Here is a 17,078-nt window from a genome sequence, read left to right on the forward strand (position 1 = left end):
GCCAGCGACAGCTCCCCAAATTCGGTTTTCAGCGTGCGCTCGTACGTGCCGTTGCGGGAATTGCCGGAACCAATGCCGGCCGCATCGTACTTCTCGTAATCCAAAAAAGACGTTAATTCGGTTTGAAGCAGCTGATTGACGGCGTGTTCCAAATGAGATCGGAAGATCTCGTTGACATCCTGATGTTGGACTAGAGCGTGAGCAATATCTGTAGTAAAATTATTCATAGGGAAGTCCTCTTTTCTGTGAATGTGGTCGGCTAACTTCATTCTACTAGAAAAGGACTTCCTTTTTTCGTGTTCGCTCGTTTACACAAAATATTTTACGCTCTCACATTGGTACTTACGACACTTCTACGCTTGTTAATATGTGAGACTTTTTCGTTAACTACTACATATAGTAAAAAATAATGTTTAATGAAAGGTTACGGCGTTAATATATAATTATATACTGGTAACCTCTACCAGTATGTGTATCGTTTCATTTACTTTAAGGAGGAATGTTGTATGAACGCATGGCAGGATTCATTGTCCAGTTTCTTGAACCAGATCGCTAATGCCGTCCCAGGCATTATCGCCGCCCTTTTATTACTTATTGTGGCCTGGGTGGTCGCCAAACTCGTCAGTGCCATTGTACGTAAACTCGTCCAAAAATCGGGATTGGAGCGAAAGCTTTCCTCGACAAGTGACGAACGATCCTCAAAAAAGGAAGGTCCAGCCGCTTCGATCGGTAAAGCTGTCTATTATCTGGTCTTTATTTTGTTTTTACCGGGTATTCTAGATGCGCTTGGCATGGCTTCGGTTTCCGATCCCATTTCCAACATGATGAATAAACTCCTTGGGTTTCTTCCCAACATCCTGGCAGCTACCATTATCATTGTGGTCGGCTATTTCGTTGCCCGGTTCGTTCGCGACCTCGTCGCTGGCTTATTGGACAGCCTTCGCATTGATCAACGTTTCCGGCGCATGATGAAGCAGTCGGAAGATGCGGAGGACGGTGTCTCTCTATCCAAGCTGCTGGCAAATATTTTGTTCGTGCTCATCCTGTTGCCTATTATTACGACTGGTATTGATGCTCTGCAAATTGAAGCGGTATCCGCTCCGATATCGAACATGCTGAACATGATTCTCGCGGCCATCCCTACCATTACCGTGGCCCTCATTCTGCTTGCTATCGGTTATCTGATTGCCAAAGTCGTTGTGGATTTGTTGTACAGCTTGTTAAAAAATGCAGGTGTAAATTCGCTATACCAAAAATATGTTGGCACGGCATCTTCAACAGCCAGTCAGGTGGATGCTGCTAATGTCATTAGTCAAACGGTTCGGGTGCTTATCCTGTTGTTCTTCGTAATCGAAGCTTTTAACACTCTGCAATTCGAGGTGCTCAACCAGATCGGAAACACCATTCTTGGTTATCTGCCACTCGTTTTCAGTGCCCTGATCATTTTAGCCCTTGCTGTCGTTGGCGGCCACTTTGCTTCGTCGCTCATCCAGCGCACCACCAATAGTACCGGCTCCGGGCTCATTGCCAAGTATGTGATTTGGGTCGTCGCCGGTTTCATGATCTTTGATCAGCTGCAGTTCGCTTCCAGGATCGTGAACATGGCCTTCCTGCTGATTCTTGGCGGATTAGCTGTTGCTTTTGCTATTTCTTTCGGGGTTGGTGGCCGTGGCTTTGCCCAACGGCAACTTGAAAAATTGGAAATAAAAATGAAAAAAGATCAATCTGGAGAATAATGGTGGAACCACCAGCGACGACTTCTTGAAAGTCGTCGCTGGTTTTTCATTCGTCGTTTTCTACATGATTGTATCCAGCGTGTTTGAGGATTAATACTCGTGAAGATACTCCTGTAACGCCTGCTGGAGCGTCCCTATCGTTTGAACATTGGAATTCCAAGCCGTGGAGGAGGCCGTCAATTCCACCGCCAATTTGGGGCGAATGCCTGTCATAATCGGCTTGCACCCCATCAAAGAAATGCCGTTGATGATCCCGTTAAACATTTCCACCAACGCCGGGGATAGGTATTCCACCCCGGAAAGGTCCATGATTAAGACCCGAAGCTTCTGTTCGCCCACCGCTTGCAGCACATGGTCTTTCAATGTGGTCATGCGCTGGGCTTCCATATTTCCGGTCACTGGGAGAATACTCACCGAGGCATGAACTGGAATGATCGGGGCCGATAAGGTCTCGATTAAGGCTTCCTGTTCCTGGAGCAACGCCTCTTTATAGGCGGTATAACTCGACACAAACGTATTTAAGAAAAGATCCAAACAGTCATTGATCTCTCGTTCTTGACGAAAAAAAGAAATCGCTTCCGTCACCCCTTTCCGTGTTTCGTAGGCTTCGATAAAAATCCAGGCCGTGCGACGTAAGGCGTGTACCCATTCGAGCTGGAACGAAAGATCGATGGTATCCACAGCCCACGCCTTTCCTTCTTGGTCAGCAAAGGCACGCAGGCGTTCCTGTTCTCCTTCACACGTGTAGGCCAGAACCTGCTGAGCACTGTAAAGAAGATCAATCTGGCCCTTTTGCAGGATGTGGCGGATATCCGAGCGGATCTCTTCCGCTTCCGCCAGAAGCGTCTGTTCAAACAGCTGTTTGTTTGCGTCCAAAAATGACTGCAGCGTCATTGAAGCATCAAATGTAAACAACATCCATCCCCCCTGTTCGATGTCATGTTTAACGATTTCCCCCGTAATTGACGATAAGAGACAAGGATCCGAATCTGTAGGAGTTGTTTACATGTTCAGCACGCCTTGTTCCCAGCGAACGCCACGGATTCTACTTTGTTCCTTGAAAGGTCAGAAACCACAGCTTTCCCCGAAGAAAGCTCTGTGTTGGTGCATTAGCCAGCCGTGCTTGTATGTTTTTTCAGAACGATCCGGAACCATCTCCGAAGCATGATTTTCTTTATTTTAACATGTATTAGGAGATAATTGGTTGCAGCTGGCGTTGATTTCCAACTTCGACCGCCGGTTAATGATAGAGTGGTCATTATGCTGGCGCTAGCTCAACCCATCAGCGATAAATCTTCTATATAGAATGACCTCTCTAGGCCTCTCCCCGTTCTTAGTACGCAGGGATTGAATCGATGGCAACACGGTACTTTCTCACCCTTAACATAATCGCGATTATCAGCAGATCTCCAGTAGCAACGAGCCCTCCTTGGCCAGAAAGGAGGGCTCGTTGTTTCTGTTTGGTGGTGTTTTTCCTGGCTCATATTATGGTGCCTCCTATTAGAGCGTGCAACTCTGCACTCTTGGAATAAGGCTTCCTTAAAACTATTTTTATGCAAAGGTATAGCTTTTACTATTAATAGTTCTATTTCCAGAACATTTTTTATTAAAGAAAGCATGTATTGAAAGAGAGCATGGAGCCGTGCTTGGTTAACACATAGAAAAACACGCTCTCTGGAAACAAAGAACGTGTTTATGAAATATTATTATTTCAATTTCTAGCATATTAGCCTATATTCGTGCTCAAACAAGCAGCAATGCATCCATGTTTAAAATGGCTATGCGCCGTTGGCCCTCCTGAGCGATCCATCCATTAGATTCGAATACTGCTAATTTTCGACTGAGTGTTTCCGGCGTAGTGCCGAGAAAAGAGGCAAGGTCTTTCCGAGCCATTGGTAGCTGAATAACCGAAGAATGGTTTTCTTCCATCTGCTGAGCCAGATAAAATCCGAGCCGAGTCTCTATGCTCTCCGTCCCCAATTGGGTTGTTTGCATTTCAGATTGATCCAAACGGGTGGAAAATTCTTGGAGAACTTTTAAGGCAATCGCTGGATACGCCACCAACATGTCTTGCACCTGCGTACGCTGGATCCGGCAAATGTCTGTCGCTTCTGTCGCTACGGCATAAGTGTCATGAACTAAATCGGTAAAAAGAGAAAGTTCACCGGTGAAATCACCAGGGGTTAATATCCTAATGACTTGTTCTTTCCCGTTTTCTGCTAAGCGATACACTTTAATCTTTCCAAGATGAATAATATAAAGGGAATGAGAAGAGTCCCCTGCCCTGAATAAATGCTCTCCCTTCTTTAATGTAATTGGGGCGGTAACTTTCGCAATTTTTTCCATGTCTTCATGGTCAAGGTGATTAAAAATGGGCACGATCGATATGCACAAACGATGGAGTCCCCGCTGAGTAGTAACTGCCGAACAACATGGATCGTTCTGTGTCATGCTTGCTCCCTCCTATATCCTCATAAGAAACGATTATTTTACCTTTTCTTGAAATAATAGTTTTCATTTTTGTATCTTCATGGATTTCCAAAAAAATTTTCTATTTTCAGTAAATGATTCTCCTTCGTCGAAAGATAAGAGTGGCTTTTTAATTCTTTTATACCCCTCTTTTCTTTCATTGGACATAAAAATCGCCGGAACAAAGTATTCTTAAATGAAAAAGATAAAGATTAACAATCAAGTATTCTTTTTGCTTTTGAACAGAGTAGGCATCATCAAAAAGGAGCGCCGCGTTCCCGAATACCCGTGAACGGTAATCTTCCGAGGAATACGATGAGTTTTCTCCAAGATTAAATGGTAATTATAGTTGACCGCCTTAAGATACCCTACAGCGACCAGGACGCTAAGCAGTACCTGACACGCAGTAGCAGTCATATAACCTATACTCCCCCATAAGGCTTCGATGGCATAAAAGAAAACTAACAAGCCTATTTGTATCCAAAAGACTATGGCCGATCGTAAAAGGAGCGAAAAAACAAGTGTTAGAATGGCAAGAATAAATACCGAAAGATAGTTTTGGATAATAGAAGCAAAGCTAAATTCCCAAGAAATAAAAGTTAAATTATGAACAGCCATGACCATCACCGTTCTTTCTTTTATTGTTTTATAAAGGGCTATCGTCTACGCATCGCTTATATTCACCTTTGATACAGCTCTTTCTCCATTGTTTCCTGAGACAATGAAGGTTCAATCTCGTATGCTTCATCGACATGACCTCCTTCGTTAATCATCCGATCGATCTCTAAAGAAGTATAAAACCTCTCCGTGTAAGCCTTTGTCATCTTTCATTCACCCTTTCTTTCGATAAAACTCCCCTTTGTTTGATTCTATTTTTAGTATAAGGACATCTAAGAACTTATTCGTTGATGCCGGTCAATTTTTGTTTAGTTTTCTTAAAAAAGTGGTGATGTATTCAACATTTTGTCTTGCATTTTTTAAAACCGCCCTACATACGACCATCCGAACTTTTCTTCTACAGGCACGAGTTCGATTTCACTTTTCGATATATCTTGGGCTACGGATTTTTGACAATTCTAACAGTGGCAGTACTTGGCATCTTTTTGTGGCTCATTTTTGATTTCTTTATCGATAACCTCACTTTTTAGACTACTTTTTTAACGAGCAAGAAGCGATTTTCATATTTTAATAAATAGAAGTGAAAAATAATTATTTCTGGTCAAATGAGCTTCTGCGGTACCGGACATATTGAAACCCGGAGGGAAAGGGACTCCTAAACGCTCCTAAAACTTCATCTATAATCTGTATCCGTAAGCCGTACAAAACCTTTCCTGTTTTTCTCCATTTACAGGCCTGGACTTGATTCTTGAATTCCTTCCACAGATACCGGGTAATTCCGCCCATGGTCTTGGGGAAGCTACTCTGGGACACGGTCGTCGGCAAGGCTCTGAGCCTCGGCCGCCCGGACGATATCTTTGAATATTATCGTGTTGAGCAACCAGTTCTGCCTGCTCATGGGAGGGCGCCGGAGGACAGTTACTTGATCTTCTCGGCGAATTTCCGCTTTGCCAAGCATAGCCTCACCTCTCTTTTCGCTTTCTCCTTTGATTCTTCCAGACAATTACTTATAAAAAAACTGTCGAAAAAGTCTCCTTCTCGACAGTCTAAAAGCCTTTCGTTTCCGCTTTTTATTTTTCTTTAGTGCTCTCATGACCAGTCGTCAAGAGAAGCATTAATTCCTCCTGGTTTTTTTGTGTTTGCTTAAGTCCTGCTTCCACTGCTTGTAAGCGACGTTCCAATGGGGCCATGGCCTCTTGCAGTGCTTTCTGTAAACGTATCGTTTTTTCGTCTGAAAATGGTGTCATTGTACCCCTCTTTTCATTTAAGTTTACTTCGTCCCTTTATAATATAAGGAATTTTTCTGGAATTGACATTTCCCTAGGTGTATACATATTATTTTTTCTGTGAATCTTTTATTCAATCGTGCTTTCCGGACCGAAAACTTCATAATGGCGACGCTCTGCCGGCACTCCTCTGTCCTTTAAAATTCCGTTAACTACTTGCATAAAAGGCGTCGGACCGCAGAAATAAAAATCTGCCTGTTCGTCAGGAAGGACGGTTTCCAGCCACGGGGCATCAATATGCCCTTCTTTATCAAACATTTCGTTCGAGCGGTCTTGCTCCGAAGGTATTGAATAACAGGTGTAGGCCTCGATATTTGAATACGTGTCTTCCAGCTGCTTCACATGTGCTTTCATAGCATGAACCTTACTGCTGTCAGCGGCGTGAATAAATGTCACCTTACGTTTCGACTCTTCCTGCACAAGTGTATTCAGCATACTCATCATCGGAGTAATACCAACGCCCCCGCTGATTAACACAATTGGCATTTCCTCTGTTTCTATCACAAATTCTCCTGCCGGCGCTGCGAACAACAGCACATCTCCCTCGTTTACATCCCGGTGCAGATAATTCGACACAATGCCGGCCGGATTTCCATTCTCAGGATCCTCCCGCTTCACGCTGATCCGGTAATAGTTTTCATTTGGAGCATCCGACAGGCTGTAGTGACGCATATGTGTGTAAGGCTCGCCCTCAATATCTGCCTGCAGCGTTAAATACTGTCCTGGCTGCTGCGGTATAATCGCCTCCCCGTCCTGCGGCTTTAAGTAAAACGAAGTAATGACATCGCTCTCCGGCACTTTTTCCGCTACATAAAACGGACGGTAGCCCGTCCATCCGCCCCGGGCGGCTTCCACTTCTTCATACTTGACTGCTTCTTTTTGAATAAAAATATCAGCAAGCGCGTGATACGCTTCTCCCCACGCGTCCAGAATTTCCGGGGTGGCTGCGTCTCCAAGCACTTCCTCCACTGCTTCGAGCAATGTTTCCCCTACTAATCCATAATGTTCCGGCCTGACATCCAGCGCCCGGTGTTTTTCCGCTATGCGTTCAATAGTAGGACGAAGCTCTTCCAGACGGTCAATATTCGCTCCGGCCTGGTAGACAGAATAAGCAAGAGCTTCCGGCTGTACGCCTGTTTCCTGGTTCGTCTGGTTAAACATGTTTCGCAGCTCAGGTGCTTTTTCAAATAGCATTTCATAAAATCGGTTGCCGATAGCAGCGGCGTTGGCCTGAATAGCCGGGGCTGTCGCTTTTACAGTTTCAATTGTGTGTTGTGCAAGCATCGAATTCCTCCAATGAAAACGTTTTTAACTTCTATAAAAAGTGTATTATAAATACATATTTAAATCTATACTTTTAGACATCTTTCATTAAACGTTCACAATCCATTCCTTTTGGATTCTCTGGTCCTCAAAAAATAATAAAATTTTGAACTTATTCTTTTATGAGGTTTATTATTGTTTTGCACTTTCTCTGTATTTATAAGATCGCTGATATGATAAAATCGCTTTAATATACATTTGATTTGCATAGTAAACTACCAAATACAATTACCACTCTTTCGATTGTTTTTGCCATTTGCATCATCACCATCCTAATTAACTATTAAAAGCTTTTATATGGGGGGGTTATAAGTTAATATGAATACAAATCAAAAGAAGAATCGTTCCGGTCTTCCCAATAAACTAATCTCCTATTTAACTGCTGTCAGTAACTTGAAAGAAATTCAAAAGAATAGTTATTTATTTCATGAAGGTGCCCATGCCTCAGAATTGTATTTAATTGAAGCCGGTTTTTTCTATATAAGCAAGGTCAACCCTGACGGTAAAGAGTTTAATATGCGTGTTGCTAAGTCCGGAGATATTATCGGCGAACTTACTCTTTTTTCAGAAGATTCCAGATATATGCTTAGCGCTTGGGCTGCTGAGGACAGCCGTGTACTTGTGATAGAAAAAAATAATTTAGAGAAAAAGCTTTCTATGGATCCTGGCTTAGCCATCGAATTCATGAAATGGATGAGCACTATGATGCGTATTAATCAAATAAAAATCCGTGACCTTATTTCTTATGGAAAGAAGGGGGCACTCTACTCCACGATTATCCGCTTATCAAATAGCTATGGGATCCAACGAGAGAATGGCATTGAACTCGACATCCATTTAACCCACTACGAGCTGGCTAAATTCTGCATCACCAGCCGGGAAAACGTGAACCGTATGCTGCGTGACCTGAAAAATATGGATGTTCTTGATGTGATGAGTAATGGACACATTATTGTGTATAGAATCGAATACCTGCGCGAACAAATCAATTGTGAGAATTGTCCTGTAAGCATTTGTAGAATTGATTAGATGTCTACTATTTCTAGTAATCGATTGCATGCACTGTAAATATTTTTTATCAGAACGTGATAAATATCACATCGTCTCCTTTCGCTCTTTTGATAAGCTTTACTTGTTTCATGGAGCTTATCATTGAGTGAAGGGGAATGTTTTGATGAAAAAGAATATACAACTTCCTTTACAAACTTCGAGTCTGATCGTTGGATTTATGATTTGGGTATTAATATCTTCTCTTATGCCCTACATTAGAACGGACATTTCATTAACGGATTCCCAGGCTTCTTTTGCTACTGCAGTACCTGTTATTTTAGGCTCTTTACTTAGAATTCCCATGGGGTATTACGCAAACAAGTTTGGCGCTAAACTTATTTTCACCATTAGCTTCATCTTACTTTTATTTCCTGTCTTTTATGTAAGCATCGCAAGCTCCTTTATCGATCTGCTTATTGGCGGTTTCTTTTTAGGTATTGGCGGGGCGGTTTTTTCTATTGGTGTAACTTCATTGCCAAAGTACTACCCTAAAGAAAAGCACGGATTAATAAATGGTGTTTATGGTGTCGGAAACATAGGTACGGCAGTTACTACATTTGCCGCACCATTATTAGCAGAGGCTATTAGCTGGCAAAGTACAGTTCGTGTTCATTTACTCCTTTTAATCATTTTTGCTCTTCTTATGTTAATTTTTGGGGATAAAAATGAAAAGAAAGTCAATGTATCATTACTTCATCAGGTTAAAGAAGTATACAATAACGCTGTCGTCTGGTGTTTATGTCTCTTTTATTTTATTACCTTCGGTTCTTTTGTAGCGTTCACTGTGTATCTTCCAAATTTTTTAACCAATTATTATGATTTAACTTCGGTGGATGCAGGCATTCGCACCGCCGGCTTTATAGCACTTACCACTTTAATAAGGCCTGTGGGCGGCTTTCTTTCCGACAGATGGAATCCCTACGTAATTTTATTATATGTTTTCAGCGGGCTCACTGTGGCCGGTGTTATACTTTCTTTTTCTCCCAGTTTAACAATATACACTGTGGGCGTTCTGTCCGTCGCCATTTGTTCAGGTATTGGGAATGGAACGGTCTTTAAGCTTGTACCCCTTCATTTTTCCAGACAGGCAGGCATTGTCAACGGATTGGTCGCAGCAATGGGGGGACTCGGCGGCTTTTTTCCTCCGATTGTTCTCTCTACAGTTTTTAGTATTACTGGGCATTACGCTATCGGATTTATGGCGCTTTCCCAGCTTTCTCTGGCGAGTCTAATCATTGTTTCCTGGTTATTTTTCAATGAAAAGCTTATGTTCGAGCGAAAGATTATTCAAAATACTGCCCAGGGCTTGATGATCACTGACACAGAAGGAGCGATAATTAAAATCAACCCGGCCTTCACAGAGGTTACCGGTTATAAAGAAGAAGAAGCGTTGGGGAAATCCCCTAAAATTCTGCAATCCGGTTATCATGAATCATCTTTTTATCAAAAAATGTGGAATGAGTTAAAGAAAACAGGCTTTTGGCAGGGAGAAATCTGGAACAAGCGTAAGAATGGCTCTGTTTATAAGGAATGGCTAACAATCACAAGGGTTGAATCAGAGCATGGAGAACCTTTATATTATATTGGACAGTTTAATGATTTATCCAACCAAACCACCCACGCCTCGAATTCTTAAAATCTATTTTAAACATTTTCACGAAAAAAGTTTAAGCTGAAGCCGGAATGCCTTTCCCTGCTTCAGCTTTTTCTTATACCAATAATAAAAAATTATTTTCTATTTTAAATGCAAAAAGATCTGCTCCCAAAAGGGAACAGACCACCTCTTTTATTTTTTGCGGCAGCTGGTGAACTGCATGAATTTAATTGTCCTTTTCTTTATAAGAGTTACGAGAGCGATACTGCTGCGGAGCCCTGGCAGGATACGTTACCGGTACACTGTAAAAATGAACTAGCCTGGTAAAAGGAATCGAGGCAAAAAGTCCAAATGCTGCCACTACGTGAAGTTTAAAGATAAATGGAACGTTTGCCATTAATTCGTATTGAGGCTGAAAATAAAATATACTTCGAAACCAAATACTTATCGTGTCCCGGTATTCGTAAACGACTACGAATGTATTATAAATAATTGTCATGTATACACCGATAGCAGAAATAATTAGTATGGCTGTAACGGAAAAAAAGTCTGCAAACGTGGCATGAATTCTTATCGGGTCAACTACTATTTTTCTTATAAGAAGCATAATCGCACCGACCATAACCATAATTCCTGCGATACTTCCTCCAATGATAGCGAAGTCATGATACAAGTGATCGGATATGCCTACAAAGTGGTAAAACTCCGTTGGTATTAGTATCCCCATGACGTGTCCCGCAAAGGCAAACAAAAGGCCATAATGAAAAATAGGCGAAGCAAGATTCAGCCATTTCTTTTCAAAAAACTCTGTCGACGGTGCAGCCCAGCTTTTTTGAGTAAACATAAAACGATAAAGTGTGCCAACGATCATGATTGTTAAGCACAAATACGGAAATATGAGCCACCAAAAAATATCCATTTACTACCTCCTTTCATTAATGCACAAAAATACTATTGATACATGATAGGGAAAGGCATTTCGTCGAGATCCGCCTTTTCCTGGCCTGCTTTTAAATCGGCTAATTGCTGATCTGTCGGCTTTTCAAAAACATAATCTGTCATAACGGAAAAAATTTCTAAAAAAGGAGTATTTATATCTACATGGTCTTTTATATTGTAAATCACCTTTGAAAGCCGTATTTCCAATCGTTCTGTTTCAACTGTGCTCTCAGAAACAGATAAAAGCTCTAATAGCATAGGAATATAATCAGCTAACTCTTTTGTAGTACGGATAAAACCTAAATTCTCAATAGTCGTCTGTAATTCAATTAACGCCTGGCCCCGTTTCGGACTGTCCCCAAATTCATGGTTTGTCATATAGAGGTTCGCAGCCCCTTTTAAATCAAATGCCGCCACATACTCTTGCTGTAATTCGATTAATGGCGTCTTTTCAAACAGTTCTATTACCCGGGTCAATCTGTTTTGAATATCTGTGTTCTCCCCAAGGTCTTCTATCAATTCAAATATCAAACTATTTGACTGCTTCCCTGGGTCAGGATAGCTCAATAAGTTCGCAGTTATAAATAACACATTGTTTTTTAGAAGTGTTGCCTCCATACTATTGCCTCCTGTCTCAGCTGCTTAAAATAACCCTTCGGGAGGAGCAATATCCTCAAGGCTGCAGGCTCCTTGTTTGGCGTATAAATTATCATCCATTTCTCTTCTTCCAGTAGGAATAACAAAACGCTCATTATATTTTGCCACTCCCAAAAGACGCACCATGTCCTCTATCGTTTCTACGTCCAGGTCCGCTTCCTCAAGCAACCGGCTTTTCGATATGTCATCTACACCTCCAACATTTACTGATCTCATGTGGACCCTCATAGCAGTCTGCTTGAGAAGGATTTTTCTAATTACTGCTGTATCACCTGCTGAAAGAATTGATGCAAGGTACTCCATCGGGATGCGCATTTGATCGACGGCCGGTATATACCCATCTGTCTGCAAGTCTTCTTCGTTTGTAATGTGGTTCATAATTGGACTGAGAGGCGGCACATACCAGACCATCGGAAGTGTCCGATATTCTGGGTGCAGCGGAAGAGCAATTCTCCATTTCACAGCCATCTTATATACTGGTGACTCCTGGGCGCTTTGGATCCAGTCTGCATTTATTCCTGCCTTCTCCGCCTCTGCAATAACTTCTTCATCAAATGGATCTAAAAATGCCTCCATCTGTGCCTCGTACAAATCCTGTGGGTCTTCTACAGATGCGGCTTCTTTCACTTTATCGGCGTCGTATAAAATAACGCCTATATACCGTATACGACCTACACATGTTTCAGAACAGATCGTCGGCAGGCCTGCTTCCGTTCTTGGGTAACAAAAATTACACTTTTCTGCTTTGTGGGTATGCCAGTTATAATACACTTTATGGTACGGACACCCGCTCACACAAAAACGCCATCCGCGGCACTCATCCTGGTCCACTAATACAATTCCATCTTCGTCTCGTTTGTACAAAGCTCCAGAAGGGCAGGAAGCTACACACGAAGGATTCAGACAATGTTCGCATATTCTTGGCAAATACATCATAAATGTTTTTTCATATTCCATCGAAATGTGTTCCTGCAGTGTGTCAAAGTTTGCATCCAATGGCACCACTTCGCTGCCGCCGGCCAAATCGTCATCCCAGTTCGGTCCCCATTCCGGTTTATCAATATATTTATTAGTAATCATGGATTTAGGCCTTGCAACCGGCTGGTTCTCTTTTCTCGGGCTGTCAATCAGTGCTTCATAATCGTATGTCCAGGGCTCATAATAATCATCCATGGTTGCCATGTTAGGGTTAGCGAAAATGGTAGCGAGTTTCGTGATGGGCCCTCCTGCTTTTAAACGAAGCTTTCCTTTCTTTAATTCCCATCCTCCTTTAAAATGGCTAGTCTTTTCCCATTCTTTTGGGTATCCTGGTCCTGGCCTCGTTTCTACGTTGTTAAACCACATGTATTCAGCACCCGGCCGATTAGTCCACGTGTTTTTGCATGTTACCGAGCATGTATGACATCCAATACATTTATCTAAATGCATTACCATTGCAACCTGAGCTTTAATTCTCAAGCCAATCAACCTCCCCTAACGGTCTTATTATCGTCACTGTGTCCCGCTGGCTTCCTGTTGGACCATAATAATTAAATCCATAGCTTAATTGAGAGTATCCGCCGATCATATGAGTGGGTTTCATTGAAATTTTTGTCACACTATTATGCGTGCCGCCTCTTTTCCCTCCAGCTTTTGTGCCCGGGACTCCCATCGTTCGATCCTGCGCATGATACATATAAGCCATTCCTTCGGGAATTCTATACGTTAGTACCGCCCGTGCAGCTACTGCTCCATTTCGGTTGTACACTTCAATCCAGTCATTATCTTTTACGCCAATAGAAGCAGCGTCTTTTTCGTTCATCCATACTGTCTGCCATCCCCGAAATAAAGTGGACATATTTGTAGTATCCGTAAACATTGAGTGTATGCCCCATTTTTGGTGAGGCGTCAAATATCGAAGCGTAATAGAAGCTCCTGGATTATCTACTTCCTTCTCTCCTTTTAAATAAGGACCGTGCGAGAGAGGGGGGATATATAAAGGCAGCGCTTCGCCAAAGTCTCTTATTACTTCGTGGTCTACATAAAAGCTTTGCCGGCCTGTTAAAGTTCTCCATGGAATTTTATATTCAGTATTAACAGTAAATGGAGAATATCTTCGTTTGTCTTTTTCCATTCCACTCCATACAGGCGTTGAAATAGCCTGGCGAGGCTGCGCCGTAATGTCTGCAAGAGTCATTTCATTTTCCTCATGGCCCTGAGCAATTTCTGTTAGCTGCTTACCAGTTTTTTTCTCCATGGAGGTCCATCCTTCTACAGCACGCTTGCCATTTGAGGCACCCGACATGGACAATATAGCTTCTATTACCTGCTTGTCTTTAAAAATCTCGGGGTGCCCTTTTCCAACTCCATCCCGCTTAGAAACACCAAGGCGTCCCTTCAGTTCTTCATAAATCTTTTCTCCAGGGAGTTTAATATCTTTACTTCCATAACCTTTTTTTATATTTTCACCTATTGTAGTCATTTGCTCATAAACATTAGGGTAATCCCTTTGAACGATTTGGAATTGAGGCATTGTTTTACCGGGTATCGCTTTTACTTCCCCCTTACGCCAGTCCTTCACCTCTCCATTCACCTGTGATATTTCCTGCTTGGTGTCATGGGCAAGCGGCGTCATAAGCAGATCTTCTGTAACAGGGAGATGCTCTTTTGCTAAGACGGAGAAAGCCTTACTAATTTCTCTGAAGGTATTCCAATCGCTTTTCGTTTCCCACGGTGGAGTGATAGCTGCATTAAATGGGTGTATAAATGGATGCATGTCCGTGCTGCTGATATCATATTTCTCATACCATGTAGCTGCTGGAAGTACGATATCAGAATAAAGTCCTGAACCAGTCATCCGAAAATCTATTGCCACAAGTAAATCCGCTTTTCCTTCCGGTGGCTTTTCATCATAGTTAATGTCTTCGGGCTGCCAAGAATGAGTGGTATCCGTCAAAAGTTGACTGTCTCCTCCTACCAGGTGTTTAATAAAAAACTCATGGCCTTTTGCGCTGTCTCCTAAGAGATTAGAACGCCAGTTAAAAAATACTTTTGGAAAATTGCGTGAATCATTGGGATTCTCCACTGCCCAGTCCAGCTCTTCATTTACAATTTTGTCCACAGTATTTTGAATGATTTCCTCTTCCGTTGAAGCTCCTTCTTCTTTTGCATTTTTCACGATATCAATTGAATTTTGGGAGAATTGAGGAAAAGAAGGAAGCCACCCAAGACGCACAGCTAATGCATTCATATCAGCAGGGTGCTTCTGTGTATAATTTTCTCCCCAGCTCCTTGCAGAAGCATCTGACTTTTCTTCGTAACGAAATTGGTCTGTAATAAAATAAAAGAATGATGTGCCGTTTTGCAGTCTCGGCTTCGACCAATCGTTTGCAAACGCAACCTGCTGCCATCCTTCAAGCGGACGCACTTTTTCCTGTCCTACATAATGGGCCCAGCCTCCCCCGTTCACTCCCTGGCATCCTGTTAAAAGTACTAAATTCAAAATAGAGCGATAAATTTGATCGCTGTGGTACCAGTGGTTCGTCCCCCCGCCCATAGCAATCATGGCCCGACCTTTCGTTCTTTCTGCTGTATCGGCGAATTCTCTTGCCACTTGGATAACATGATTTTTATTAACTCCTGTCAGGCTTTCCTGCCATGCAGGAGTATACGCTGCTTCATCATCATAGCTTGCAGCATAATCTCCCGTTAAACCACGATCAACTCCGACATGAGCCAATAAAAGATCGAACACAGTAGTAACCAATAATTCTTCTCCATCAATACTGGCGATGTGTTTTACTGGAACGCCTTTAGACGTAATTTTACTAGAAGGGGAAGAAAAATCCGGAAATTCCACTAAAACTTCACTGTCTGCGTCCCCGTAAAAGCTTAAAGCAGGCTCAATGAAGCTGCCGTCTTCTTTATTAAGGTCAAGATTCCAATTGGACGAATCATCCCAACGAAATCCCTGGGAGCCATTCGGTATTTCAAGCGTATGTGTATTTTGATCATAAACGACGGTTTTCCATTCGCCCTGCACAGTCTTTTCCGTAATGTCTGATGCATGTAAAAACCGGCCGGATCGATAGTTTTCATTTTTCCTGTTTAAAATTACTAAGAACGGAAGATCTGTATACTGCTTCGCATAATTTGTAAAATAAGGAACGGTTCGTTGTACATAAAATTCTTTCAAAATCACATGTGTCATAGCCATTGCAAGTGCCCCGTCTGTACCTGCCCTAGCTGGAAGCCACAAATCCGCAAATTTTTCATACTCAGCATAATCGGGGCTTACCCCAATAACCTTGGTGCCATTGTACCTGGCCTCGACCATAAAATGAGCATCCGGAGTTCTTGTTTGCGGAAGATTTGTGCCCCAGATAATAAAGTATTTGGCATTATACCAGTCTGCACTTTCCGGAACATCTGTCTGTTCTCCCCATACCTGTGGAGAAGCAGGAGGAAGATCTGCATACCAATCGTAAAAGCTGATGATAGTCCCCCCGATCAGAGACAAAAACCTGGATCCAGCAGCATAGCTGACCATTGACATTGCAGGTATCGGACTAAAACCAGCAATTCTATCCGGACCATATGATTTAATAGTATGAATGGAGGCACTGGCGATAATCTCGCAGACCTCTTTCCAGTGAACACGGACAAATCCGCCTTTTCCTCTCGCGCTTACATAGCGTTCTCTTTTGACGGGATCATTGACGATGTTTTCCCATGCTGTAACAGCATCGGCTCCCGCTTCTTTTTCAGCTTTCCACAATTGATACAGTTCACTTCGTATATAAGGATACTTCACCCGGATTGGACTGTACGTGTACCATGAAAAACTGGCCCCTCTCGGACAGCCGCGCGGCTCATACTCTGGAAAGTCTTCTCCAGTAGTAGGATAATCTGTCTGCTGTGTTTCGGAAGTAATAATTCCGTCTTTCACATATATTTTCCAACTGCAGGAGCCGGTACAATTCACCCCGTGGGTGGACCGCACCACCTTGTCGTGCTGCCAGCGATCCCGGTACAGCTTTTCCCAGTCTCTATCCCTTGGGCTTTCTTCACTCCAATTTTGATTGATTTTATTTCCGCTTTTTAAATGCCTAAGGTGCTGAAGTATTTTTTTTCGGCTGCCGCCCATACCCTCTTCCTCCTTTCATGCTTATTTCGATAACGGATTGAATCGCTCGCCAGTAATCTTGAAACCATCTTTCATTTCTAATTCTTCCAAAAACACCCTGTACTCAGGGGCATTGGCTGCTACTAAAATTAACCTTTCCACTTGTTCCATGTCTTCAAGGGTGCAAATCGCTGTTACCACTTCTGGAGCAATCTCCCCAAAACGCATTTGCAATAAATTGATTAAGTCTTCCTGATCCTGGATGAGCATGGCGTCTTTTTCGTATTGGAACATAAAAACCT

At 42.5% G+C, this 17,078-nt stretch carries 14 protein-coding genes; 3 read left to right on the forward strand and 11 right to left on the reverse strand.

Features of this window, described 5'->3' with window-relative positions; translation table 11 throughout:
* On the reverse strand, positions 1-227 hold a 227-nt coding region (locus G548_RS0112560; protein ID WP_022794143.1), incomplete at its 3' end, for a transposase.
* Positions 228-506: 279 nt separating this feature from the next.
* Between G548_RS0112560 and G548_RS0112565 the strand changes: the two genes are divergently transcribed.
* A complete protein-coding gene (locus G548_RS0112565; protein ID WP_022794504.1) occupies positions 507-1,736 on the forward strand; it encodes a mechanosensitive ion channel in 1,230 nt (409 codons plus the stop codon).
* Positions 1,737-1,826: 90 nt separating this feature from the next.
* On the opposite strand, the gene G548_RS0112570 is transcribed toward G548_RS0112565, so the two are convergent.
* From G548_RS0112570 to hmpA, 5 genes are all read right to left on the reverse strand, one after another.
* Entirely contained in the window at positions 1,827-2,651 is an 825-nt protein-coding gene (locus G548_RS0112570; RefSeq protein ID WP_169435248.1) for an STAS domain-containing protein, read from the reverse strand.
* Positions 2,652-3,479: 828 nt separating this feature from the next.
* Positions 3,480-4,187: a Crp/Fnr family transcriptional regulator gene (locus G548_RS0112575; protein ID WP_022794506.1), complete on the reverse strand. Its 708-nt coding sequence runs from the start codon at positions 4,185-4,187 to the stop codon at positions 3,480-3,482.
* Between the two features lie 698 nt (positions 4,188-4,885).
* The gene (locus G548_RS19245) at positions 4,886-5,029 is read right to left on the reverse strand and encodes a hypothetical protein (protein ID WP_022794508.1); all 144 of its coding nucleotides are present in this window, start codon (positions 5,027-5,029) and stop codon (positions 4,886-4,888) included.
* A gap of 864 nt (positions 5,030-5,893) precedes the next feature.
* Positions 5,894-6,070, reverse strand: a complete 177-nt coding sequence (locus G548_RS19250) for a hypothetical protein (protein WP_022794510.1) — start codon at positions 6,068-6,070, stop codon at positions 5,894-5,896.
* Positions 6,071-6,178: 108 nt separating this feature from the next.
* Complete coding sequence (gene hmpA, locus G548_RS0112600; RefSeq protein WP_022794511.1) at positions 6,179-7,393, reverse strand: NO-inducible flavohemoprotein; 1,215 nt, start codon at positions 7,391-7,393, stop codon at positions 6,179-6,181.
* Between the two features lie 357 nt (positions 7,394-7,750).
* On the opposite strand from hmpA, the gene G548_RS0112605 reads away from it, so the two are divergent.
* Both G548_RS0112605 and G548_RS0112610 read left to right on the forward strand, forming a co-directional pair.
* On the forward strand, positions 7,751-8,461 hold the full coding sequence (locus tag G548_RS0112605; protein WP_022794512.1) for a Crp/Fnr family transcriptional regulator: 711 nt from the start codon (positions 7,751-7,753) through the stop codon (positions 8,459-8,461).
* Positions 8,462-8,606: 145 nt separating this feature from the next.
* Positions 8,607-10,118 carry a nitrate/nitrite transporter gene (locus G548_RS0112610; protein WP_022794513.1) on the forward strand — a complete coding sequence of 504 codons (1,512 nt, stop codon included), beginning with the start codon at positions 8,607-8,609 and terminating at the stop codon, positions 10,116-10,118.
* A 184-nt stretch (positions 10,119-10,302) separates the two neighbouring features.
* Here G548_RS0112610 and narI read toward each other — a convergent pair whose 3' ends face one another.
* Genes narI through G548_RS0112635 form a run of 5 tightly spaced genes read right to left on the reverse strand, consistent with a single transcriptional unit; the run spans position 10,303 to position 17,070 of the window.
* Entirely contained in the window at positions 10,303-10,995 is a 693-nt protein-coding gene (gene narI / locus G548_RS0112615; RefSeq protein ID WP_022794514.1) for a respiratory nitrate reductase subunit gamma, read from the reverse strand.
* A 32-nt stretch (positions 10,996-11,027) separates the two neighbouring features.
* A complete protein-coding gene (gene narJ / locus G548_RS0112620) occupies positions 11,028-11,633 on the reverse strand; it encodes a nitrate reductase molybdenum cofactor assembly chaperone (protein WP_022794515.1) in 606 nt (201 codons plus the stop codon).
* A 24-nt stretch (positions 11,634-11,657) separates the two neighbouring features.
* Positions 11,658-13,130, reverse strand: coding sequence for a nitrate reductase subunit beta (gene narH, locus G548_RS0112625; RefSeq protein ID WP_022794516.1), 1,473 nt, complete (start codon positions 13,128-13,130; stop codon positions 11,658-11,660).
* A complete protein-coding gene (locus G548_RS0112630; RefSeq protein WP_022794517.1) occupies positions 13,120-16,797 on the reverse strand; it encodes a nitrate reductase subunit alpha in 3,678 nt (1,225 codons plus the stop codon). Before G548_RS0112630 ends, narH begins: the two co-directional genes overlap by 11 nt.
* 21 nt (positions 16,798-16,818) lie before the next feature.
* Positions 16,819-17,070: a hypothetical protein gene (locus G548_RS0112635; protein WP_022794518.1), complete on the reverse strand. Its 252-nt coding sequence runs from the start codon at positions 17,068-17,070 to the stop codon at positions 16,819-16,821.
* Positions 17,071-17,078: the final 8 nt, after the last annotated feature.

Origin of the sequence: Marinococcus halotolerans DSM 16375, assembly GCF_000420725.1 — a bacterium.
GTDB lineage: Bacteria > Bacillota > Bacilli > Bacillales > Marinococcaceae > Marinococcus > Marinococcus halotolerans.